21 protein-coding genes are annotated in these 19709 nt (G+C 67.6%); 8 read left to right on the top strand and 13 right to left on the bottom strand.

What is annotated here, in order from left to right:
• Nucleotides 1–7 precede the first annotated feature (7 nt).
• The 5 genes from GRI75_RS01420 (at nucleotide 8) to GRI75_RS01440 (ending at nucleotide 5569) form a co-directional block, all read left to right on the top strand.
• Complete coding sequence (locus GRI75_RS01420) at nucleotides 8–1672, top strand: GMC family oxidoreductase (protein WP_160745146.1); 1665 nt, start codon at nucleotides 8–10, stop codon at nucleotides 1670–1672.
• An 11-nt stretch (nucleotides 1673–1683) separates the two neighbouring features.
• Nucleotides 1684–2586: an MBL fold metallo-hydrolase gene (locus GRI75_RS01425; RefSeq protein WP_160745147.1), complete on the top strand. Its 903-nt coding sequence runs from the start codon at nucleotides 1684–1686 to the stop codon at nucleotides 2584–2586.
• Nucleotides 2583–3764 (top strand): cytochrome P450, encoded by a 1182-nt coding sequence (locus tag GRI75_RS14720; RefSeq protein ID WP_160745148.1) that lies wholly within the window; start codon nucleotides 2583–2585, stop codon nucleotides 3762–3764. Before GRI75_RS01425 ends, GRI75_RS14720 begins: the two co-directional genes overlap by 4 nt.
• A gap of 111 nt (nucleotides 3765–3875) precedes the next feature.
• Nucleotides 3876–4685: an N-acyl homoserine lactonase family protein gene (locus GRI75_RS01435; RefSeq protein WP_160745149.1), complete on the top strand. Its 810-nt coding sequence runs from the start codon at nucleotides 3876–3878 to the stop codon at nucleotides 4683–4685.
• Complete coding sequence (locus GRI75_RS01440; protein ID WP_160745150.1) at nucleotides 4682–5569, top strand: NAD(P)-dependent oxidoreductase; 888 nt, start codon at nucleotides 4682–4684, stop codon at nucleotides 5567–5569. The genes GRI75_RS01435 and GRI75_RS01440 overlap by 4 nt, the downstream gene beginning before the upstream one ends.
• Here GRI75_RS01440 and GRI75_RS01445 read toward each other — a convergent pair.
• Nucleotides 5566–5817 (bottom strand): hypothetical protein, encoded by a 252-nt coding sequence (locus tag GRI75_RS01445; protein WP_160745151.1) that lies wholly within the window; start codon nucleotides 5815–5817, stop codon nucleotides 5566–5568. The genes GRI75_RS01440 and GRI75_RS01445 overlap by 4 nt on opposite strands.
• Before the next feature lie 121 nt (nucleotides 5818–5938).
• Between GRI75_RS01445 and GRI75_RS01450 the strand changes: the two genes are divergently transcribed.
• Nucleotides 5939–6604, top strand: coding sequence for a protein-L-isoaspartate(D-aspartate) O-methyltransferase (locus tag GRI75_RS01450; protein WP_202389523.1), 666 nt, complete (start codon nucleotides 5939–5941; stop codon nucleotides 6602–6604).
• Nucleotides 6605–6617: 13 nt separating this feature from the next.
• On the opposite strand, the gene GRI75_RS01455 is transcribed toward GRI75_RS01450, so the two are convergent.
• The 10 genes from GRI75_RS01455 to GRI75_RS01500 all read right to left on the bottom strand — a co-directional run bounded on the left by GRI75_RS01455 (nucleotide 6618) and on the right by GRI75_RS01500 (nucleotide 14501).
• Nucleotides 6618–6836 carry a hypothetical protein gene (locus tag GRI75_RS01455; RefSeq protein ID WP_160745153.1) on the bottom strand — a complete coding sequence of 73 codons (219 nt, stop codon included), beginning with the start codon at nucleotides 6834–6836 and terminating at the stop codon, nucleotides 6618–6620.
• Nucleotides 6837–6899: 63 nt separating this feature from the next.
• Nucleotides 6900–7685 (bottom strand): SDR family NAD(P)-dependent oxidoreductase, encoded by a 786-nt coding sequence (locus GRI75_RS01460; protein ID WP_160745154.1) that lies wholly within the window; start codon nucleotides 7683–7685, stop codon nucleotides 6900–6902.
• Nucleotides 7682–7897 (bottom strand): hypothetical protein, encoded by a 216-nt coding sequence (locus tag GRI75_RS01465; RefSeq protein WP_160745155.1) that lies wholly within the window; start codon nucleotides 7895–7897, stop codon nucleotides 7682–7684. The genes GRI75_RS01460 and GRI75_RS01465 overlap by 4 nt, the downstream gene beginning before the upstream one ends.
• 214 nt (nucleotides 7898–8111) lie before the next feature.
• A complete protein-coding gene (locus GRI75_RS01470; RefSeq protein ID WP_160745156.1) occupies nucleotides 8112–9674 on the bottom strand; it encodes a phytoene desaturase family protein in 1563 nt (520 codons plus the stop codon).
• Between the two features lie 128 nt (nucleotides 9675–9802).
• On the bottom strand, nucleotides 9803–10945 hold the full coding sequence (locus tag GRI75_RS01475; protein WP_160745157.1) for a serine hydrolase domain-containing protein: 1143 nt from the start codon (nucleotides 10943–10945) through the stop codon (nucleotides 9803–9805).
• A gap of 139 nt (nucleotides 10946–11084) precedes the next feature.
• Entirely contained in the window at nucleotides 11085–11834 is a 750-nt protein-coding gene (locus tag GRI75_RS01480) for an SDR family NAD(P)-dependent oxidoreductase (RefSeq protein ID WP_160745158.1), read from the bottom strand.
• Nucleotides 11835–12248, bottom strand: coding sequence for a nuclear transport factor 2 family protein (locus GRI75_RS01485; protein ID WP_160745159.1), 414 nt, complete (start codon nucleotides 12246–12248; stop codon nucleotides 11835–11837).
• Nucleotides 12245–12721 carry a nuclear transport factor 2 family protein gene (locus GRI75_RS01490; RefSeq protein WP_160745160.1) on the bottom strand — a complete coding sequence of 159 codons (477 nt, stop codon included), beginning with the start codon at nucleotides 12719–12721 and terminating at the stop codon, nucleotides 12245–12247. The genes GRI75_RS01485 and GRI75_RS01490 overlap by 4 nt, the downstream gene beginning before the upstream one ends.
• Nucleotides 12721–13119, bottom strand: a complete 399-nt coding sequence (locus tag GRI75_RS01495; RefSeq protein ID WP_160745161.1) for a carboxymuconolactone decarboxylase family protein — start codon at nucleotides 13117–13119, stop codon at nucleotides 12721–12723. The genes GRI75_RS01490 and GRI75_RS01495 overlap by 1 nt, the downstream gene beginning before the upstream one ends.
• Before the next feature lie 149 nt (nucleotides 13120–13268).
• Nucleotides 13269–14501 (bottom strand): serine hydrolase domain-containing protein, encoded by a 1233-nt coding sequence (locus GRI75_RS01500; RefSeq protein WP_160745162.1) that lies wholly within the window; start codon nucleotides 14499–14501, stop codon nucleotides 13269–13271.
• A gap of 133 nt (nucleotides 14502–14634) precedes the next feature.
• On the opposite strand from GRI75_RS01500, the gene GRI75_RS01505 reads away from it, so the two are divergent.
• Nucleotides 14635–15843, top strand: a complete 1209-nt coding sequence (locus GRI75_RS01505) for an FAD-dependent oxidoreductase (protein WP_160745163.1) — start codon at nucleotides 14635–14637, stop codon at nucleotides 15841–15843.
• 192 nt (nucleotides 15844–16035) lie between these two features.
• Here the strand turns inward: GRI75_RS01505 and GRI75_RS01510 are convergent, their stop codons facing one another.
• Nucleotides 16036–16848: a CmcJ/NvfI family oxidoreductase gene (locus GRI75_RS01510; protein WP_160745164.1), complete on the bottom strand. Its 813-nt coding sequence runs from the start codon at nucleotides 16846–16848 to the stop codon at nucleotides 16036–16038.
• A 103-nt stretch (nucleotides 16849–16951) separates the two neighbouring features.
• On the opposite strand from GRI75_RS01510, the gene GRI75_RS01515 reads away from it, so the two are divergent.
• On the top strand, nucleotides 16952–18265 hold the full coding sequence (locus tag GRI75_RS01515) for an MFS transporter (protein WP_160745165.1): 1314 nt from the start codon (nucleotides 16952–16954) through the stop codon (nucleotides 18263–18265).
• On the opposite strand, the gene GRI75_RS01520 is transcribed toward GRI75_RS01515, so the two are convergent.
• Nucleotides 18262–19518 (bottom strand): MFS transporter, encoded by a 1257-nt coding sequence (locus tag GRI75_RS01520; RefSeq protein ID WP_160745166.1) that lies wholly within the window; start codon nucleotides 19516–19518, stop codon nucleotides 18262–18264. The two genes, GRI75_RS01515 and GRI75_RS01520, sit on opposite strands and share 4 nt — an antisense overlap.
• Nucleotides 19519–19709: the final 191 nt, after the last annotated feature.

A 19709-nucleotide genomic window follows, 5' to 3' on the forward strand; every position in this document is an offset into this window, starting at 1 on the left:
GAGATCAATGGAAGCAGCGGAATTCGACTACGTCGTGGTGGGTTGCGGCTCGGCCGGCGCGGCGCTGGCGGCGCGGCTGGGGGAGGCGGCGGACCGCACGACCTGCGTGATCGAGGCTGGCGGGCACGACACGCACCCGTTCATCGACATACCGAGCTTCGTCGCTGCCGCGATCGGGCGCGAGGAAACCAACTGGCGGTTCGAGACGGTGCCGCAGCCGGGCATGGCCGGGCGGCGCATCCCGGTGCCGCGCGGTCGCGTGGTCGGCGGCTCGGGCGCGATCAACGGCATGGTCTATTTCCGCGGGCATCCCACGGACTACGACGACTGGTCCGATGCCGGCTGCACCGGCTGGTCCTACGCCGAAGTGCTGCCCTACTTCACCCGCACCGAGAACAACGAGGACTTCCCTGAGAGCGTGTTCCACGGGAAAGGCGGGCCGATAAACGTAAAGCTGGTGCCGAACCCAAACCGGCTCAACTACGCGTTCATGGATGCGCTGGGCGAGCTGCAGTTCCCCGCCTGCGCCGACTTCAACGGCGCAAACTCCGAAGGCTACGGCCGCCGCCAGGGGCTGATCCGCGACGGGCGGCGGGAGACCACTGCGAAGTCCATGCTCCGGCCGGCCCTGGCGCGGGGCAACATCCACCTGCAAACCGGCGCCCAGGTCGCACGCGTGCTGGTGGACGGCGGACGCGCCTGCGGCGTCGAGCTGAGCGACGGCAGGACGATCAGGGCCCGGCGCGAGATCGTGCTTTCCGCGGGCGCGGTGCAGACGCCGCAGATCCTGATGCTGTCCGGCATCGGCCCGGCGGCGCACCTGAAGGACCTCGGGATCGAGGTGGTCCGCGATGCGCCTGGCGTCGGCGCCAACTATCACGACCATGTCGCCAGCCCGATCCACATGGAGACGGCGGATACGACCAGCTACGGCCTCTCCTGGCGGGCCTTGCCGCGCGATGCGCTGCACCTGCTGCAGTACCTAGCCACGCGCACCGGGCCGCTCGCCGGCAACGTGTTCGAAAGTGTCGCTTTCCTGCGCACCGATCCGTCGCTGGAGAAGCCCGACGTGCAGTTCGTGTTCCAGCCTGCCAAGCGGCTGACGAACCCGAAGATCCCGTTCCCGCTCGGCCACGGCTACGCGATCAGCCCGGTAGCGCTCTATCCCAAGAGCCGCGGCACCGTGCGCCTCGCCAGCGCCGATCCCGCGGCCGCGCCGCTGATCGACCCGCGCCTGTTGGAGCAGCCGGAGGACATCGCACCGCTGATCCGCGCGCTCAAGATCGCCCGCAGCGCTTTCGCGACGAGGGCTTTCGCAGAGTACCGCGGCGTCGAAGTCGCTCCCGGCCCGGAAGTGCAGAGCGACGATCAGTGGGAAGCGTATATCCGCCAGACCGGCTACACCGTGCACCACCCGGTCGGCACCTGCCGGATGGGTTCGGATGCGCAGGCCGTCGTCGATCCGCAGCTGCGCTTCAACGGCATCGAAGGTCTGCGGATCGCCGACGCTTCGGTCATGCCCAGCGTGATCGGCGGCAACACCAACGCGCCGTGCGTGATGATCGGGGAGCGGGCGGCGGACTTCATCCTCGGCAAGCCAGCGCTGCCTGCCGCGGAGCTGCCGCCGGAAAGCGTCGCACGATATAAGCCGACTGCGAGGGCAGCGGCCTGAGGGAGAGGGAATTGGCGAAGGAACACGTTAAAAGCTGGACGATCGGCGACGTCACCGTCAGCCGTATCGTCGAGATCTGGGACTTCCAGGACGACATCCGCATGACGATGCCGGAGGCGACCGAGGAGGAAGTCCTCGCGCTCGACTGGCTGCACCCGCACTATGCCACGCCGGACGGCCGGCAGCGGATGAACTTCCAGGGCTTCGTGGTGCAGGCACCGGGGCGCACGATCGTGGTAGACAGCTGCATCGGAGCCGGCCGCGACCGCGAGTTCGACGTGTTCTGCGACTTGCCGGAAGGCTTCCTGCAGGATCTCGAGAGCCTCGGCATCAGCCGGGAAGACGTCGACACCGTGATGTGTACCCACCTGCACTTCGACCATGTCGGCTGGAACACCTACAAGGATCCGGCGACGGGCGAATACCTGCCGACTTTCCCCAACGCCCGCTATCTGTTCGGAGAGACCGAGTTCGAGGCCTGGAAGCACATCCGGAACGACGGGCACCACAACCCTAACCACATGATCGAGTGCGTCGATCCGATCGTCGCGGCGGGCATGGCCGACTTCATCGACGTCGGCCACGAAATAGCGAGCGGTGAGGATTGGGGCATCCACTGCGAGCCGAGCCACGGGCACACGCCGGGACACGTCCACGTACGTATCAGCTCGAACGGGCAGGATGCGGTCATCACCGGCGACCTGATGCACCACCCGATGCAGTGCGCGATGCCGGCGCGAACCGCGACGTTCGACATGGACAAGGAAGCCGGCCGGCAGACCCGCGTCGGCTTCGTCGAGAAATACGCCGACAGCGGCGTGCTGGTGATCGGCGCGCACTTCGCCGAGCCCACCGCGGGACACATCGTCACCGGCGATGACGGGCAGACCTGGTTCAAGGGGCTCGGCCTGTGAGCCAGACGATCCCAGATTATCCGATCGACATCTTCACGCCCGATGCGGTGCGCAACGCGCGCGAGGTGGACGACGCGCTGCGCGAGTTCGCGCCCGCCGTGCGCCTGCACGACGGCACCGTGATGATCGCGCGGCACGAGCATGTGACGAAGGGGCTGCTCGACTGGAAGAGCTTCTCCAGCGCCTCGCGCCCGTGGCACGATCCCAACTCGCCGCGACCGGAAATCCTCCTAACCGACGATCCGCCCCGGCATACGCAAGTGCGCAAGGTCGTCGCCGACGCGCTCAGTCCGCGCGCGCTGGAGCGGGTGAAGGGTATCTTCGAGGCGGCCGCCCGGGAGTTCGTCGCCGAACTGCGCGAGCGCGAGGGCGAGACCGTCGATGCCGTGGGCGAGATCACCCAGGCCTACATCTTCCGCGTTCTGCCCGATATTCTCGGCCTGCCGCAGGAAGGCCGGCACCACATGCACGGCTTCTCGCAGATGGTCTGGGCCACGATGGGCCCGCCGGGGGAGCTGTTCGACGAAGCCATGCAGCACGATTACTCCGCCGTGCTCGCATGGCTGGAGCAGACCTGCGAGCGCGATGCGCTGGACCCGGAAGGCATCGGCGCCGAGTTCTTCCGGGCGGCCGACCGAGGGCAGGTGACGCTCGCCGAAGCCAAGCTGCTGCTGCAGACCGTGCTCAGCGCGGGGGCGGACACGACCTACCTGACGATGGCCAACGCGATCCGCGCCTGGGCGCTGTTCCCGCGGGAGTATGCCGCGCTGCGGGCCGAGCCGAAGAAGCTGCGCAACGCCTTCGACGAATCGCTGCGGTGGGACTCGCCCAGCCGCATGGCCGGGCGCATCGCCACGGTGGACGTGGAGATCGACGGCCTGGTGGTGCCCGCCGGCACCCGCTGCGGCCTGATGTTCGCCGCCGCCAACCGCGACCCGCGCTTCTGGGACGCACCGGAGGAGTACCGCATCGATCGCGACACCAAGCATTCGCTCGGCTGGGGCTACGGCGTCCACGGCTGCGTCGGACGGGTGCTGGCGCAGATGGAGGCGCAGGCGCTGCTCGGCACGCTCGTGCGCGAGGTCGAGAGCTTCGCGCTCGCCGGCCCGTACGAACCGTGGATGACAACCGTCGGCCACGGCCCGATGCGCCAGCCGGTCACACTGAACTTCGCTTGAGCCGGGCATGAGCGTCGCCCGGAGATCCGTTCGTCCTGAGCTTGTCGAAGGACGAGGGCAGCGCGGCGTTCATGGTTCGACAGGCTCACCACGAACGGGAGAGGTAGTGGCTTGACCGCACCCGTCACCCGCATCGACGCGATCCGCTACGCGCGGCACGAGCGGACCGCCGCCAGCAACTTCACGCAGGCGGTGGACGATCACGACATGGCGATGCCGCTCGACTACTTCGTCTGGGCGATCCACCGCGACGGCCACCCGCCGGTGATCGTCGACACCGGGTTCGGCGAGAAGGCGGCGGCTGCGCGGAGGCGGGTGATTACCCGCCCGGTGATCGAGGGCCTGCGCGACGCGGGGATCGACAACCTTTCGGTCGAGCACGTGATCCTCACGCACCTGCATTACGATCACGCCGGCTCGCTGGGCGTGTTCCCCAACGCGCGGTTCCATGTGCAGGATGCGGAGCTGGCGTTCGCCACCAGCCGGCATGTCTGCAACAGCGAGGTCCGCGCGCCGTTCGACGGCGAGCCGATCGCCCAGCTCGTGCGCAAGCTCTACGCCGATCATGTCGTGTTCCACGATGGCGACTCCGCCTTCGCTCCCGGGATCGACCTGCGCCTTTGCGGCGGGCACACGGCCGGGCTGCAGGTGGTGGTCTGCGACACCGCGCGCGGCCCGGTGGTGCTGGCCAGCGATGCGGCGCACCTTTACGCCAACATCACCCGCGAGCTGCCCTTCCCGATCTTCATCGACGAGGCGGGATACCGCGAGGCGCAGCAGCGGGCGCTTGCGCTGGCCGGCGGCTCGCTCGATCACCTGATCCCCGGCCACGATCCGCTGGTGCTCGCCTGCTTCCCTTGCGAGAACGACATAGCGCGGGTCGATCTGCCGCCACACACGCCGATTTCGGAGACGCAATGACCACAGTGGGATTTCTGGGCCTCGGCCGAATGGGCGCGGGAATGGCCGCGCGCCTCATCGGGCAATGCGAGCGGCTGCTGGTGCACGACATCGACAGTGCCGCGGTCGCCGCTCTGGTGGCACAAGGCGCGGAAGCTGCCGGCTCGGCCGGGTCGCTTGGCCAGAGCTGCGACATCGTCTTCACCAGCCTGCCGACCCCGGCAATCGTGCGTGAGGCGATACTTGGAGCGGACGGGATCACCGCCGGCGGCAGCCCGCGCATGATCTGCGACCTTTCGACTTCCGGCCCCAAGCTGGCGGCCGAGTTGTCGGGGGCGCTCACGGGCAAGGGCATCGCCAGCTTCGACGCGCCGGTTTCCGGCGGCATCGCCCGTGCGCACGACGGCACGCTGTCACTGATGGTCGGCGGCCCGGAGCCCGTATACGAATTGCTGCGCCCGCTGCTGGAGCGCTTCGGCAAGCCGTTCTACATGGGCGCGACGCCCGGTGCCGGGCAGACCATGAAGCTGGTCAACAACCTGCTCGGTGCCGTGGCCATTGGGGTCACCGCGGAAGGCATGGCCTTCGGGATCAAGGCGGGCCTGGACCCGGCGCGGATGATCGAAGTGCTCAACCAGTCGACCGGCGTGAACTCCGCCACCCGCGACAAGTGGCCTAAGTCCGTCCTCCCGCGCACGTTCGACTTCGGCTTCGCCGCGGCGCTCAGCCTCAAGGACACGAACCTGCTGATGGAGGAAGCCGCTGCCGCCGGCGTCCCGCTGCCGCTGGGCGAGATCGTGCGGGACTACCTCGAACGCACTCTCGCGCGCGAAGGGCCGGAAGCCGATTTCACCGCGATCGCGAAAGTCGTCGAGGAAGCGGCGGGGCTGGACCCGGAGCGTTAGGCTCCGGCGCTGGCCGCCTTGGGAGGCGTCTCGAAGCTCTTGCGCTTAGCCTGTTCGGCTTCGCGTCGGTCGCTCCACTTCTTGTAGGCGTAGCCGCCCGCGCCGAGCACGAGCATCGCCGGAAGGCTCATGCGCCGGATCAGCGGCACGGCCGCCGCGCCGAGCAGCGCGCCGCCTGTTCCGCCGACATTGCGGGAGTGCTGGGCCACTTTGGCGCCTGCGATGGCGCCGATAATCTTGCCGATCATGGTTATCTCCTTCTTCGGCTGCACAACCCTTGCGGAAGAGCTCAGTTCCACCGCGGTCGCAGGAACAAAGCTCCGGCGGGTTCGCTCTCCAGAAGAGAGAGCGAGTCCTACCATGAAGCCGATGACCGAGCATCACCTGGCGATCCTGCGCCGTCACATGGTCGAGATCGTCGACATGCATTTCGACTTGGCGGCCGACGAGATCGGCAGGGATCGGCTCGATCCCGAGCTGCGCCGGGCGCTGATGGACGTTCCGCGCCACCTGTTCGTACCCCAGGCGCTGGCCGCCGTCGCCTATCAGGACACGCCGCTGCCGATCGGCTTTGATAAGACCATCTCGCAGCCGTTCATCGGTGCGCTCATGCTGGACCTGCTGGGCGTGGCGCCGGGCATGCGCGTGCTGGAGGTCGGCACCGGCTACGGATACCAGGCGGCGGTCATGGCCGAGATGGGCGCCGAAGTGTTCAGCGTAGAAGTGGTGGAGGAATTCTCCGAAGCCGCACAGGCGCGGTTCGAGGCTCTCGGCTACGACGTGAAAATCCGCGTCGGCGACGGCACGCGCGGCTGGGCGGAGCACGCGCCGTTCGACGCCATCCTGATCACCGCCGCCGCGGCCGAGGTGCCGTTCGACCTGCTCGACCAGCTGGAGGTCCGCGGGAAAATGGTCATTCCCCTCGGGGCCGGCGAGGTGCAGCAGCTGAGCGTCGCCGAGAAGCAGGGCAACGGCACAGTCGAAGTCCGCGAACTGATGCCGGTGCGCTTCACCCGCCTGGAGACCGCGGGCTGAGCAGAGCCCCGCCTCAGTCTGCTTGCGAGCCTTGCCGCTCTTGCGCCCCTTGGTCGCTGAGCCGCATGAACGCATAACCCCCGGCCGCTAGCGCCAGCAGTGCCGGCAGCCTCATCCTCCGCGCCAGCGGAACCGCCAGCGCGCCGAGCACGGCCCCGGTGGTACTGTCCATGCCCCTGGTGGCTTTCGCTGCCTGTGCGCCGGCCACGGCTCCGATAATCTTCCCGATCATGCGGTGTCTCCTTCTCTTCGGAGAGGATAACCGGGATCCGGCGGTCCCGGTTCCGCGCGCCGCCTATAAGTCGTTACGGATCGTCGCGAGGGCGCCGCCGTCGATCTCCCACTTGGCGCCGTTGACGTAGCTCGCCTCGTCCGAAAGCAGGAAGCTGACCACGTTGCCGACTTCGTCCGGCTGGCCGACGCGGTCGAGCGTGGCCACTTCGCCGAGCTTCTTCATGCCGGCTTCGACGTCGTCGAACATCTGTTCGAGCATGCCGACCAGCAGCGGGGTCTCGATCACGCCCGGCATCACGCAGTTTACCCGCACACCCTTCTGCGCCACTTCGCTCGCTGCGGTGCGGGTCAGCCCGACCGCGCCGTGCTTGGCGGCGTTGTAGGCGCAGGCCCCGGCAAGGCCGCGCTCGGAGCCGATCGAAGCGGTGTTGACCACCGCGCCGGTCCCGCGTCGGACCATGTCCGGCAGCACGTAGCGCAGGCCCAGGAACATCCCGCGCAAGTTGACGTGCAGCACGCGGTCGAATTCCTCGATCTTGTAGAGGTGCGTCGGGGCGAGCTCGCCTTCGATCCCGGCGTTGTTGAAGAAGCCGTCGACATGGCCGAGCTTGTCGAGCGCCGCCTCGGCATAGCCGATCACCTGGGCTTCGTCGGCGCAGTCAGCCTCGTGGCCGATCGCATCGAAGCCGGAGTCGCGCAGGGTGCGGACCCGCTCCTCCAGCTTCCTGCCGTCGATATCGACCAGCATCACCCTGGCCCCTTCGCGGGCGAGAATTGCGCTGGTGGCGAAACCGATCGCCCCGGCAGCGCCGGTCACCAGCATCGTCTTGTCTTCGTGACGTTTCATTTCTTGGCTCCCTTGCGGAATGGCAGCGTCAGCAGGAACAGCGCGGTTCGCGGTGTAAGCAGTTTCAGGAAAGCCCGGGCATTCTCCGGCGTCAGCGTCGCGCTCATCGGCATCGTGCCGAACACTTTGCCCTTGAGCACCAGGTCGCTGCCCTGGCGTTCGACTTTGCTGACCTGCATCAGCTCGCTCTTGTCGGCGGAGTAGATCTTCATCAGCGCGCTTCCCCCTGGTCACGCGGGGTTTGGTTTGCGGCCCAGCGCTCCATCTGCGGCGACGGCTCAGTGCGGCTCGATGGATCCTGAAACGAGTTCAGGATGACGATGGAATGGAAAGGTGGGTTCAACAGGGCCCCCTTTTCGTCACCCCGGACTTGTTCCGGGGCCCATTTCTCCGCCGGCACGGATGGGTCAGTGAGGCGAAACGGCATCACGACACTCCAATTCGGTCGAACTCGATTCCCAGGTCCTCGGCCATGACCATAGCGGTGGCGCGGCCGGCGCCGAAGACGCCGCCACCGGGGTGCTGGAACGGGCCGACGAGGTAGAGCCGCTCCACGCCCGGCACGCGGTACTGGCCCAGCTCCGGCGTCGGCCGGTGCGATCCGGACTGGTAGGTCGTGGTGGCGATGCCGTGCAGGTCGCCGCGGTAGAAGCTGGGGCTGGTGCGCTCCATGTCGACCGGGCTGTCGCAGTGATAGTCGAGGATCGTCTCGGGCAGGCCGTCGATGAAGTCGCCCATTCGCGCGATCATCTTGTCGGCGAACTCCCGCTTGCTCTCGTCCCAGCTGCGGCCATCGGTGCGCTCGTAAGGCACGTAGTCCCAGGCGTGGAAGATCGCCTTGCCTTCCGGCGCGCGGGAGGGATCGTGCTGGGTCAGCTGGCCGACGCCGACCAGCGGCGTGGGGGAGAAGTTGCCGTAGCGCAGTTCGTCGAAGGCGCGGCGCATGTCGCGGTATTCGGCCGGCATCAGCTCGTACATCACCGCCGCGAGATCGCCGGCCTTGAACTTCAGCGGCGCGTCGAGCGCGGCGTGGACGGTGAAGCAGGCGGCATCCGTAATATGCGTGCGGCGCGCGTTCTTCGCGACGCTGGCGGGAAGCGAGGGCACCATGTCGGGCAGAACGTGCGGGTGGATCGCGCCGATCACGCCGTCGCTGCAGGTCAGCCGCTCGCCGCTGTCGAGCACGACGCCGGTGGCGCGCGTGCCGTCGGTCACCACTTCCCGAACATGGCAGTTGCTGCGCACCGCGCCGCCGTGATCCTCGATGCAGGCGATCAGCGCGGCCGTCAGGCTGCCGGAGCCGCCGACTGGCACACCGAAGCCGAACTTCTCCAGGAAGCCGAGGAACACGTATGCGCCGATCCCGGTCGCCTTCTCGTCCGGGCTGACGAGGTTCTCGCCCGCCACGCGGCCGAAGTGGGCCTTGACCTTGTCGTGCTCGAACAGCTCTTCCATCAGGTCGAAGGTGCTGACCTGGGTCGTACGCCAGATCTCGCGCCCTTCGGCGCTCTGGTCCATCATCGCCGTCTGTGCGCCCAGCGGCATCGGCGGCGAATAGAGCCCGGCCTGGATCATCGGCAGCCACTCCGCCGCCTGGCGAGACATCTCGAGGAAGGTCTCGGCGTCCTTCGCGCTGAACCTAGCGATCGCCTCGGCGGACTTGGCGGCGTCGCGGTAGAGCGGCAGCGTCGCGCCGTCTTCCCACACGCTCATCATCGGCACTTCGGGGAACAGGTAGCGCAGGCCGTACTTCGACTTGAGCGCCAGCTCGTCGTTCAGCAGCAGCGGATTGCCCTGAATGAAGATGTGGCTCATCGAATGCTGGTCGTGCTTGAAGCCGGGCCGGGTCAGCTCGCGCGTGACGACCCCGCCGCCGAACCACTCGTTCCGCTCGAGCACGAGCACCTTCTTCCCCGCGACCGCGAGATAGGCCGCGGCGACGAGCCCGTTGTGGCCGGAGCCGATGGCGATGATGTCCGCGTCAGCCACTATTCTCTCCCTTGTTCGTCACCCTGAACTTGTTTCAGGGCCCATTTCTCCGCCCGCACGGACCGCGCGGTGAGGCGCGATGGATCCTGAAACAAGTTCAGGATGACGGGAGGAGGGAATGGAATTGTTCAAACCATCGCGCTCAGCGCGAGGTCGCTGAGCTTCTGGCAGCGCTCGATATTGGCGGCCTGGGTCATGACCCCGGCGCTGCACAGCGCGAAGCTGACGTCGCGCGCCGGATCGACCCAGAACATCGTGCTGCCGGCGCCGTAGTTGCCGTGGGTCTCCGGGCTGGCGAGCGTGCCGAACAGGTGGTGGAACACCCCGGTCCCGCGTACCTGGAAGCCGATCCCCTGGTTCGCAGGCGGAACGATCCAGCCGGCGTTCTCGGCCACGCGCTTGTAGAGCTGGTTCGGCATGTCCCCGGTGTGCACCTGCCGCGCCAGCTGCAGCGTCGCGGGGGAGAGGATGCGCACCCCGTCGAGCTCCCCGCCGCGGCGGAGCATCTCGGCGAAGCGGTAGAGGTCGCCGCTGGTGGAGGCGCAGCCGACATGCGGGGCTTCGACCTCGGGGTCCTCGAACAGCGCGTGATCGCCGGGGATGTTTCGGCTGAGGTGCTGGATCGGCACCGTCCCGCGCATGTCCGGCTTCACGTGTCGGTCTTTCAGGTCCGGCCGCAGCCCCATGGAAGTGCTGTCCATCCGCAGCGGCGCGAACAGGTCCTCGTGCAGCAGCGTGCGGTAGTCCCGGCCATGCGGATCGGTGCGCACGAGCGCGGTGCCCATCAGCACGTGATTGACCAGCGGTGAGTAATCGCAGCGGGTGCCGGGCGGCACCTCGCCGTGGACATTCTCGATCGAAGCTTCGAACAGCTCGTCCAGCCGGTCGAGGTACATCCCCGGCTTCGGGGTCCAGACGCCCGGCATGCCCGCCGTGTGGGTGAGCAGGTGGTAGAACGTCGCGTCCTCGCGCGGCTGGCCGGTGAATTCCGGCAGCACGTCCTTCACTTTGGTGGTCAGCGCAAAGCGGCCTTCCTCGATCGCCTTGAGGATCAGGACGTTGGTGAAAGCCTTGGTGACCGAGAAGATCGAGAACACGTTGTCGAGCCGGAGCGGCCGCGCCCCGGCCGCGTCCTCGGCGCCGAGCGCTTCCTCGAACACCACTCTGCCGCTCCGCCCGACGGTCAGCACCGCGCCGAAATAGTCGCCCCGCGCGATGTCGGCGAGGATCACCTCGCGAAGGCGGTCGATCCGTTCTTGCCAGACGTTCATCCCCCTATCTCTCCCTCAATCGTCATCCCGGACTTGATCCGGGATCCATCCAGCCTCCGGAACCGCAGATCCCAGTTGCGCGATGGGCCCTGAAACAAGTTCAGGGTGACGGTAACCGAGGGGGAGAGATGCATTATCCTCACCCCGCCGCGATGATGCCGCCGTCGATGGCCAGCATGGCCCCGGTGATGAACGCCGCCTCGGCCGACAGCAGGAAGGCCGCCGCCCTAGCCACGTCGTCCGGGGTCCCGTTGCGCCGCAGCGGGATTTGCTTCGCCCGTTCCGCGTACTGCTCCGGCGTGACGAAGCCTTCGGTCGCCGGGGTCGGCACGCTGCCTGGGGCGATGGCGTTGACGCGCACGCCGCGAGGGCCGAGCTCGCCGGCGAGGACTTTCGTCAGCCCGGCGATGCCCGCCTTGATCGTGGTGTACGCGCCGGTGTTCGGCCGCCCGCGATAGGCGACCGGCGAGCTGTAGTTGAGGATGTTGCCCGGCGCATTCTCGTCGCGGTGCGCTAGGAACGCCTGCACGCCCCAGAACACGCTCTTGAGCCCGGCCGAGAGCATTCGGTCGAGCGTTTCCTCGGTGACCTGTTCGATCGGTTCGTAGACCAGTACGGAGGCATTGTTGATCACCGCGCGCAGCGGCCCGGCGTCGCGCCTGAACGCCTCCGCCACGTCGAAGAACGCCTGCCGCCGGCCGAGATCGGCGCCGTATGCATGGGCCTGGCCGCGGCTCTCGCGGATGGCCGCCGCCACGGCCTGTGCGGAGGCCTCGTCGATGTCCGCCACACCGACGATCGCCCCCTCGGACGCGAGGTGCTTCGCAATCCCCTCGCCAAGCCCTCGCCCGGCGCCGGAGATCAGGATCGGCTGTCCTGTGAAGCGCACTCAGTCCATCCCGAACAGCTTGGCGGTGTAATGGCTGTCCATGTACTCGCGCATGGCGTCGATCTTGCCGTTCGAGACCTCGAACACCCAGCAGTAGTCGTTGTCGTAGACCTTCCCGTCCATCGTCTTGCCGGTGGAGTTGGACTCCACGCAGACGAACGGCCCGGCGGAGAACATGTTCTGTACGTGGACCTTGGGGTCCCCCGGCTCGAACATCCCGCGCACCGGGGCGAGGAACTTGTCGATGATGTCCATGCCGACGTGCTTGCCGGCTCCGGCGATGTCCTTGACCTTGGGCTCCCACACCGAATGCTCGTGGTAGAACGTGCGCAGGCGCTCGAGGTCGCCAGAGGAGAGGACCTCGAAGAAGTCGAGCACGAGCTGCTCGTTGGCGTTCGCCGCGGTTACCGTCATTTCAATCCTCTCGCTTCGTCGCTGGGGGCAGGAATGTTCGGCATGGCCCCGCCCTGGTGCAGGGCGACCTGGCCATAGCGGGACATGAACTGCCAGCCTTCGCCGGTCTTGACGTAATGATCCTCGAACCCGCCGACGTAGATGCCGCCGGCTTCCTGCGGCGGCTCGGTCGAGGCGTGGCTCGACAGCATCGTCAGGTAGTTCGTCCCGCGCGCCTCGATCTCGGAGATCACCTCGACCAGCACGTTGGTGACGATGTGGCGCACCAGGATCGGCGGCCGGTCGCGGAAGATCGCCTGCACCCTGTCACGCCCGAAGAACGGGAAGTCCGGCTGGAACGGCCGCGCGAACGTGCAGTCCTCCGTGAACAGCGCGGCCAGCGCCTCATGGTCGCCGTTGTCGGCATATTTGGCGAACAGCAGCGGCAGCCGGGCACACTCGGCCTCGATCCGCAGGCGTTTCTCGTCCTTCATCAGCCGAGCTCTTCCGCGCCTTCGGCGTCGATCTCGGCGAAAGCCTCGTTGGCCAGGCGGAAGCTGTCGACCGCCGCCGGAATGCCGCCGTAGATGCCGACCTGCAGCAGAACCTCGCGGATTTCCTCCCGGCTAAGGCCGTTGTTGAGCGCGCCGCGGACATGGGCCTTCAGCTCGTGCCCACGGTTGAGCACCGCGATCATCGCCAGGTTGATCAGGCTCCGGTCGCGCCGCGGCAGCCCCTCGCGGCCCCAGTTCCAGCCCCAGCAGTAGGTCGTGACCAGTTCCTGCAGCGGATCGTTGAACGGCCCGGATTTCGCCAGCGCACGGTCGACATAAGCATCGCCGAGCACCTCCCGGCGGATCTGCATGCCTTTGTCGTAGAGGTCTTGGTCCATCTTACGTTCTTTCTAGTTTTGCTTCGTCATCCTGAACTCGTTTCAGGATCCATTCCGCCGCATGCACCGTGGGCGCGGGATGGCGGAATGGATCCCGGAGCAAGTCCGGGATGACGAGGGAAAGGGGCAGGAGGCGGCAGCGGGAGAGCTCACCCAACAACCTCATAAACCGCGTCGATCAGCCGGCGCGCGCGCGGGCCGTTGGTGCCGACGGCGTGCATCTGGTTGCAGCAGTAGGAGAAGCCGAGTTTTGCATCGGGATCGCCGAAGCCGATCGAGCCGCCGAGGCCGTGATGGCCGAAGCTGCGCATGTTCGGCCCCATGTAGACGGCCTCCGGCGTGTTGAGCAGCACGCCCATCGCCTGGTGATATGGCCGTTCCTGGAGCAGCTCGGTCTGGTTGTGCTGCTCTGTGATCATCGCCTCGAGCTGTTCCTTCGAGAGCAGGGACACGCCGTCCACCTCGCCCACTGTCGCGCCGTAGATGCGGGCGACGCCGCGGGCATTGCCGTGGCCGGAGCCGCTGGCGATCTCGGCCTCACGCCACTTGGGGGCGTTCATCGTGTCGTACCACGGCTCGCGCGGGTTCTGCAGGAAAGCGAAGCTGCGCAGCACCGCGCCGTCCTGCCAGCCTTCGGGCGTGTCCGGCTTTTCCGGCACGGACTGGTCCTTTGCCGCGAACAGCCGCGCGCCGGTGTTGGGCAGGACTTCGGCAACGTGCGCCTGCTGGTTCTCGTCCATCTCGCCGATGTAGTATTCGGCCGTAAGCGGCCGGGCCACGTTCTCCCGCAGGAACGGGCCAACGGTCGTGCCGGTCACCCGGCGCATGATCTCGCCGAGCAGGAAGCCCTGGTTGTGGACGTGGTAGGCGGCGCGGGTGCCCGGCTCCCACAGAGGCTCCTGCACCTCCAGCGCGCGGATATAGGCATCGAAGTCGAAGAAGCCGCCGGGGTACATCGTGTCCGTGGTCAGCACCGGAATCGCGGCGGTGTGATCGAGCACCATGCGCACGCGGATGTCCTGCTTCCCATTCTGCGCGAACTCTGGCCAGTAGTGCGCGATCCGCTCGTCCGGGTCGACCAGCCCGCGATCGATCAGCATATTGAAGCAAATGCCGGTCACGCCTTTGGCGACGCTCATCATGCAGACGGTGGCGTGCTCGTCCCAAGCCAGGCTGCGGTCGGCGCGGGCCCAGCCGCCCCACAAGTCGACGACGGTTTCGCCGTCGAGCACCACGGAGACGCCGGCGCCCAGCTCCTCTTCCTGGCGGAAGTTCTCGACGAAGGCGTCCACGACCGGGCGGAACCGTTCGTCGAACCGGCCGCGCAACGGATATTCGCCGCCGCGGGCGGAGATCGTCTCGTTCAGTTCGGCTTGTGGCAATCCACTCTCCCTGTGTTCCGCCGAGCCTTTGCGACTCTAACGAGCGTTAGTGCTAGGGGAGAGCAGGCCAGCGGGAAAGGGGCTTTGCGCGGGACCGCCGATTGCGCCATGCTGGCCGCCGGGAGAGACGGCAATGCACGACGCGATCGTGGTCGGCGGCGGGCCGACCGGCTTCATCACCGCGCTCGGCCTGGCCCAGGCCGGGGCCGACGTGCTGCTGATCGAGGCCGAGGACGCGGTGATCGATAGCCCGCGCGCCGCCGTCTATCACTGGTCCACGCTCGATGGGCTGGAGCGGCTCGGCATTCGCGACGAGGCGGAGCGGATCGGCTTTTCCAAGCGCGATTACCTCTGGCTGGTCAGGAAGACCGGGGAACGGATCGAATACGATCTCTCGGTGCTCGATGGGCGGACCGCCTTTCCGTACAACATCCACCTCGGGCAGGATCGGCTGGCGGAGATCGCCCGCGACCGCCTCTCCAGCATGGGCAATGCCGAGATCCGCTTCGGCACGAGGCTCACGGGGCTGACGCAGGACGAGGATCGCGTCCGGACCGAGGTCGAAGGGCCGGGCGGGGCGGAGATCCTCGAAACCCGCTATCTCGTCGGGGCGGACGGCGCCGGCAGCACGGTGCGCAAGGCGCTCGGACTGGCCTTCGACGGGTTCACCTGGCCCGAGCGGTTCGTCGCCACCAACGTCCATCACGGCTTCGACGCTGCGGGTTACGGCCTCACGACGATGGTGATCGACGAGCAGTGGGGCGCGGTGATCGTGAAGATCTCGCGGGACGGGCTGTGGCGCTGCACTTACATGGAAAACGCCGCGTTGCCGGAGGAGACGTACCTGGAACGGGTGCCGGATGCCTACGAGCATCTGCTCCCGGCGGAAGGCGGCTACAGGCTCGACCGGGCGGCGCCATATCGGATGCACCAGCGCTGCGCCGAGACCTTCCGCAAGGGCCGCGTCATGCTGGTCGGCGATGCGGCCCACGTCACCAACCCGACGGGCGGCCTTGGGCTGACGGGCGGGCTGTTCGACGCTTTCGCGCTCTGGCCGACGCTCGCCGCCGTGCTGCTCGAAGGCGCCGACCCGGCGCTGCTCGACCGCTGGGCAGATGACCGGTGGAGGATCTTCGTCGAGAAGACCAGCCCGCAGGCGATCGCCAACAAGCGCCTGGTGTTCCACGCCTGCGGCGGCGAGGCGGAGCTCGACACGGCGCTCGGCGGACTGCGGGCGATGGCTGTGGATGCGGACGTGCGGCTGCAGCGGCTGATGTTTGTGAAGAGCCTGGAGACGTCCGGACCCTCGGAGGCGAAGGGGCCCTCATCCAACTTCGCCTAAGCCCCTGCGGGGCCAAGGCTCCGTATCCTTCTCCCACCAGTGGGAGAAGGAACCAAGCGGCGATGCCCCTCTATCCCCTAGCAGAAGGGTAGAAGGTCGCGTCCCGATCCTCCTTCTCCCACTCGTGGGAGAAGGATAGCGGAGCTTGCCAGCTTGCTGGCTAGCGATGCTTGGATGAGGGCCCGCTAAGCCTCACTCCAGATAAGCGATAGTCCGCACCTCGATGCTCTGCCGCGGTGGGGCATTGGGCGGGGTCGCGGGGTCCTCGAACGCGCTGTGGGCGGTGTGCTGGACAGCGCCTGGGTCGCTGTCGAACAGCTTGAAGGCGAGCGCTTCCCAGGGCTGCATGCGGGGCACCCAGTACCAGCGGTGGCCGGGATCGTAGGCCAGGTTGAAGCCCCATAGGGAGCGCCGCCCGAAATCGCCGAGGCCGCCGACGACTTCGCTGTCGAACAGGTCCTCGCGCCTGACCGTGCTCGCGTCGCAGACAGCGAAAGGGGCACTCTCGACCACCTTGATGGGGCGCCAGACGTTGATCAGCATGTGCCTCCCCGCCAGCCGCCGTTCGGCCTCTTCGGCCGGCAGCAGGTCGCGGGTGAAATCGGCCACTGTGCGCGCGCCGTAATCGACGTGCGCGCCGTACGCCGGCTGGTTGTGGCCGTGGGATCCGGTGGCGTTGGTGCGGACCATGGGGCCGAAGCTGACCACTTTCGCGGCGCCGGTCAGCCGCTGCACCAGCGCTTCGGTCTGCCGGCAATAGCGGGCGAGCGCGTCCTGGTCGGTGAATTCGGTCACGTCGGTCGGCTCGTCCACCAGCACGAAGCCGTTGCGGTCGAACGACAAGTCGCGCGCGATCGGGCGCACGTCGTGGATCGTCACCGGGTGCTCGTCGACCGGCCAGTAGCTCTTGTCCCGCTCGCCGGGATGGAACGTCGCCTTCTCGCCGCGGACGACGTACTTCATCGTCGTCTCGACGTCGCGCGTGCCGCTCTCCAGATCCTGCATCGGTCCTCTCCGTCCGCGGGCCCGCCGATATTCTTTGACCGGGTCCCGCCCACACCATAGCTTGCTCACGAAGCCGCCGTCGAGCGGCAAGGGAGAGGGACGGATGAACTCAGGCGCGCTCGATCCGCGGCAGGTGCTCGGCCTGCGGCGGATGATCCTACCGCAGTATCTCGTGATCTTCCTCTGCGTGCTGATCAACATGATCGACGGGTACGACATCCTCGCGCTGGCCCAGGCGGGCACGGCGCTGAAGCGGGAATGGGGGCTGTCGGACGCGGAACTCGGCACGCTGCTGTCGATGAACCTCGTCGGCATGGCGGTGGGGGCGCTGTCGGTCTCGCCCGTCGCCGACCAGTGGGGCCGCCGCCCGGCGATCCTCACGTGTCTACTGTTCATGAGCGTCGGCATGGCGATCTCCGCCGTCTCCAGCGGCTTCGCCAGCATGGCGGCGGGGCGGCTGGTGACCGGCGTCGGCATCGGCGGGATGACCAGCACCGCGGGCATGCTGGCGCTCGAATACGCCAGCTTCAAGCGGCGCGAATTCGCCGCCAGCACCGTCGCGGCGGCCTATCCCGTGGGCACGATCATCGGCGCGGCGGTCGCGGTCCAGGTGCTGGACAGCTACGGCTGGCGCGGCATCTTCTGGGTTGGCGCGGCGCTTTCCGCGGTGCTGTTCCCGATCGCCTACCTGTGGCTGGCGGAATCGCTCGACTACCTGCTCTCGCGCCAGCCGAAGGACGCGATCCCGCGCACCAACAGGATGCTGCGGCGGATGGAGATTCCGGAGATCACGACGCTTCCGCCCAAGCCGGAAGGGGCCCGCGACACGGTTCTCTCGGAAATCCGGCTGCCGTTCCACGTACGGGAACTGCTCAAGCTGTTCCTGGCCCACGCGCTGAACATGTTCGCCTGGTACTTCATCATCAACTGGTTCTCGCCGCTGGTCTCCGAAGCGGCCGGATCGGACACCGCCGGCCCGGCGATCTTCCAGTGGGTCAGCGTCGGCGGGATCGTCGGCGGGATGACCACCGGCTACCTGTGCGGCGTGATCGGCGTGAAGCGGATGATGTGGTTCACGATGCTGGGCCTGGCCGCCCTGATCGCGCTGTTCGGGCAGTTCGTGGACAACGAACAGGCGCTCTGGGTGATCGGTCCGCTGGTCGGCGCCGCGCTGTTCGGATCGGCCACCGCGAACTGGCTGACGATCGCCTATGCCTTCCCGCCGCAACTGCGCGCAACCGGCCTTGGCTTCGCGACCACGGCCGGGCGGGTGGGCTCGATCGGCGGGCCGATCGCCGGCGGGTGGCTGCTCGACCAGGGGCTGACGGTCGCTGCGGTCTGCGCGGCGATGGCCGTGCCGGCGGTGCTCTCAGCGATCGTCTTCAGCCGGGCACGGCGGATCGAGCCGGGCCGCTAGGCCGGCAAAGCCGCAGCCTGCCTTCGTGCGAGAATGCGCGGGTTGGTCTCGGTTACCCCGAAGGCGGTCACGCCGGCGGCCAGTGCCAGCCCGATCTGCACGTAGAGCGGTACGGCCAGCCCGAACCAGTCCGCCAGCCGCCCGGCGATCGGCGGGCCGAAGACCCCGCCGGTCAGCTCGCCGACGGCGACCACCAGGCCCATCGCGGTCGCCGCCCGGGCGCGGCCGAGGGTCTCTGCGGGGATCACGCCCATGAACAGCGGGAACGTGCCCAAGCCCATCCAGCTCAGGAACATCAGCGCGGTCAGCACCACCACAGGTCCGTCGAACCACAGCAGCGCCGCCGGAGCGAGCGCCATCAGGAAGGCGAAGGCGATCAGTGGCCCCTTGCGGCCGACTTTGTCCGACAACCAGGTCACCAGCACCCCGCCCAGGGCCGGGCAGAAGCCGACCGCGGTCATGATGTTGGCCCGCGTCACTGGATCGTAGCCCAGCGGGCCTTCGATGTAGAGCTGCATGAAGATCGATCCGATCACCACGGTGCCGACCGCGAAGCAGCTGATCAGCGAGCAGACCCAGATGTTGCGCTCTCGCAGCATGGCCCAGGGCGTAAGCGACGGCGCGGCTTCTCGCTCGTCGGCCGGAACCCGCTCCGGCTCGCGGATGAAGCGCCAGATCAGCAGCGCCAGGATCAGCCCGGGTATTCCGGAGACGAAGAACGCCACGCGCCAGTCGAACGCTTCGGCGATGCGTATCAGCACGAAGGGCGCGAGCGCCGTGCCGAGGATCGAGCCGAAGGCGTTCTGCACGATCCCGGCGTTCAGGCCGCGGCGGCTCTCCGCCGATGCGGCGACCAGGATGGCCAGGCAGATCGGCAGGAACGGACCTTCCGCCGCGCCCATCACGATGCGCGTGGCCAGCAGCGTGCCGAAGCTCCACGACAGCCCCGAAAGCACCGAGCAGAACGAGAACAACACCAGCGCGCCGAGCAGGAACGGCTTCCTGCGCCCGATCGAATCCGACCAGCGGCCGACGAAGTAGGCGCCGAGCGCCCAGGTGGCCGACAGTCCCGACCCAAGCCAGCCGACCTCTTCGTTGCTCAGCGCCAGATCCCGCTGCACCTGGGGCGAAAGGAAGGTCATCGCCATGCGATCGAAATAGGCGAACCCGTATGCCAGCCCGAGCAGCAGCAGGACCCTCAGCTCGTATCCGCCGGTCCGCGCGCCTGCGCCGCCGCCTTGGTTGCCCGTCATATGCTCGCGTCCTCCCCGCCGTACAGGCCGCAGCGTGGGGCCATCAGCCGACGATGGCAATACTTGAACCGCGCAACTAATCGAAAGTCTGGGACTACTACGGTGTTGCTTCTTTGCGACAACAAGCCGGCAAAGATACGATCCAATCGCAGCCCAACTTGCGCCGGTTGCCCTACTTGTTACCACTGTGC

Origin of the sequence: Croceibacterium soli (assembly GCF_009828065.1) — a bacterium.
In the GTDB taxonomy this organism is placed as follows: Bacteria; Pseudomonadota; Alphaproteobacteria; order Sphingomonadales; family Sphingomonadaceae; genus Croceibacterium_B; species Croceibacterium_B soli.

Excerpts from the sequence above, each read along its gene's own strand:
- GRI75_RS01450 (WP_202389523.1), top strand. The coding sequence starts at position 5,939 with ATGACCGAGCATCACCTGGCGATCCTGCGCCGTCACATGGTCGAGATC.
- GRI75_RS01490 (WP_160745160.1), bottom strand. The coding sequence starts at position 12,721 with ATGAAGGACGAGAAACGCCTGCGGATCGAGGCCGAGTGTGCCCGGCTG.
- GRI75_RS01515 (WP_160745165.1), top strand. The coding sequence starts at position 16,952 with ATGAACTCAGGCGCGCTCGATCCGCGGCAGGTGCTCGGCCTGCGGCGG.
- GRI75_RS01440 (WP_160745150.1), top strand. The coding sequence starts at position 4,682 with ATGACCACAGTGGGATTTCTGGGCCTCGGCCGAATGGGCGCGGGAATG.
- GRI75_RS01485 (WP_160745159.1), bottom strand. The coding sequence starts at position 12,248 with ATGACGGTAACCGCGGCGAACGCCAACGAGCAGCTCGTGCTCGACTTC.
- GRI75_RS01510 (WP_160745164.1), bottom strand. The coding sequence starts at position 16,848 with ATGCAGGATCTGGAGAGCGGCACGCGCGACGTCGAGACGACGATGAAG.
- GRI75_RS01420 (WP_160745146.1), top strand. The coding sequence starts at position 8 with ATGGAAGCAGCGGAATTCGACTACGTCGTGGTGGGTTGCGGCTCGGCC.
- GRI75_RS01465 (WP_160745155.1), bottom strand. The coding sequence starts at position 7,897 with ATGAAGATCTACTCCGCCGACAAGAGCGAGCTGATGCAGGTCAGCAAA.
- GRI75_RS01455 (WP_160745153.1), bottom strand. The coding sequence starts at position 6,836 with ATGATCGGGAAGATTATCGGAGCCGTGGCCGGCGCACAGGCAGCGAAA.
- GRI75_RS01495 (WP_160745161.1), bottom strand. The coding sequence starts at position 13,119 with ATGGACCAAGACCTCTACGACAAAGGCATGCAGATCCGCCGGGAGGTG.
- GRI75_RS01520 (WP_160745166.1), bottom strand. The coding sequence starts at position 19,518 with ATGACGGGCAACCAAGGCGGCGGCGCAGGCGCGCGGACCGGCGGATAC.
- GRI75_RS01460 (WP_160745154.1), bottom strand. The coding sequence starts at position 7,685 with ATGAAACGTCACGAAGACAAGACGATGCTGGTGACCGGCGCTGCCGGG.
- GRI75_RS01505 (WP_160745163.1), top strand. The coding sequence starts at position 14,635 with ATGCACGACGCGATCGTGGTCGGCGGCGGGCCGACCGGCTTCATCACC.
- GRI75_RS01475 (WP_160745157.1), bottom strand. The coding sequence starts at position 10,945 with ATGAACGTCTGGCAAGAACGGATCGACCGCCTTCGCGAGGTGATCCTC.
- GRI75_RS01445 (WP_160745151.1), bottom strand. The coding sequence starts at position 5,817 with ATGATCGGCAAGATTATCGGCGCCATCGCAGGCGCCAAAGTGGCCCAG.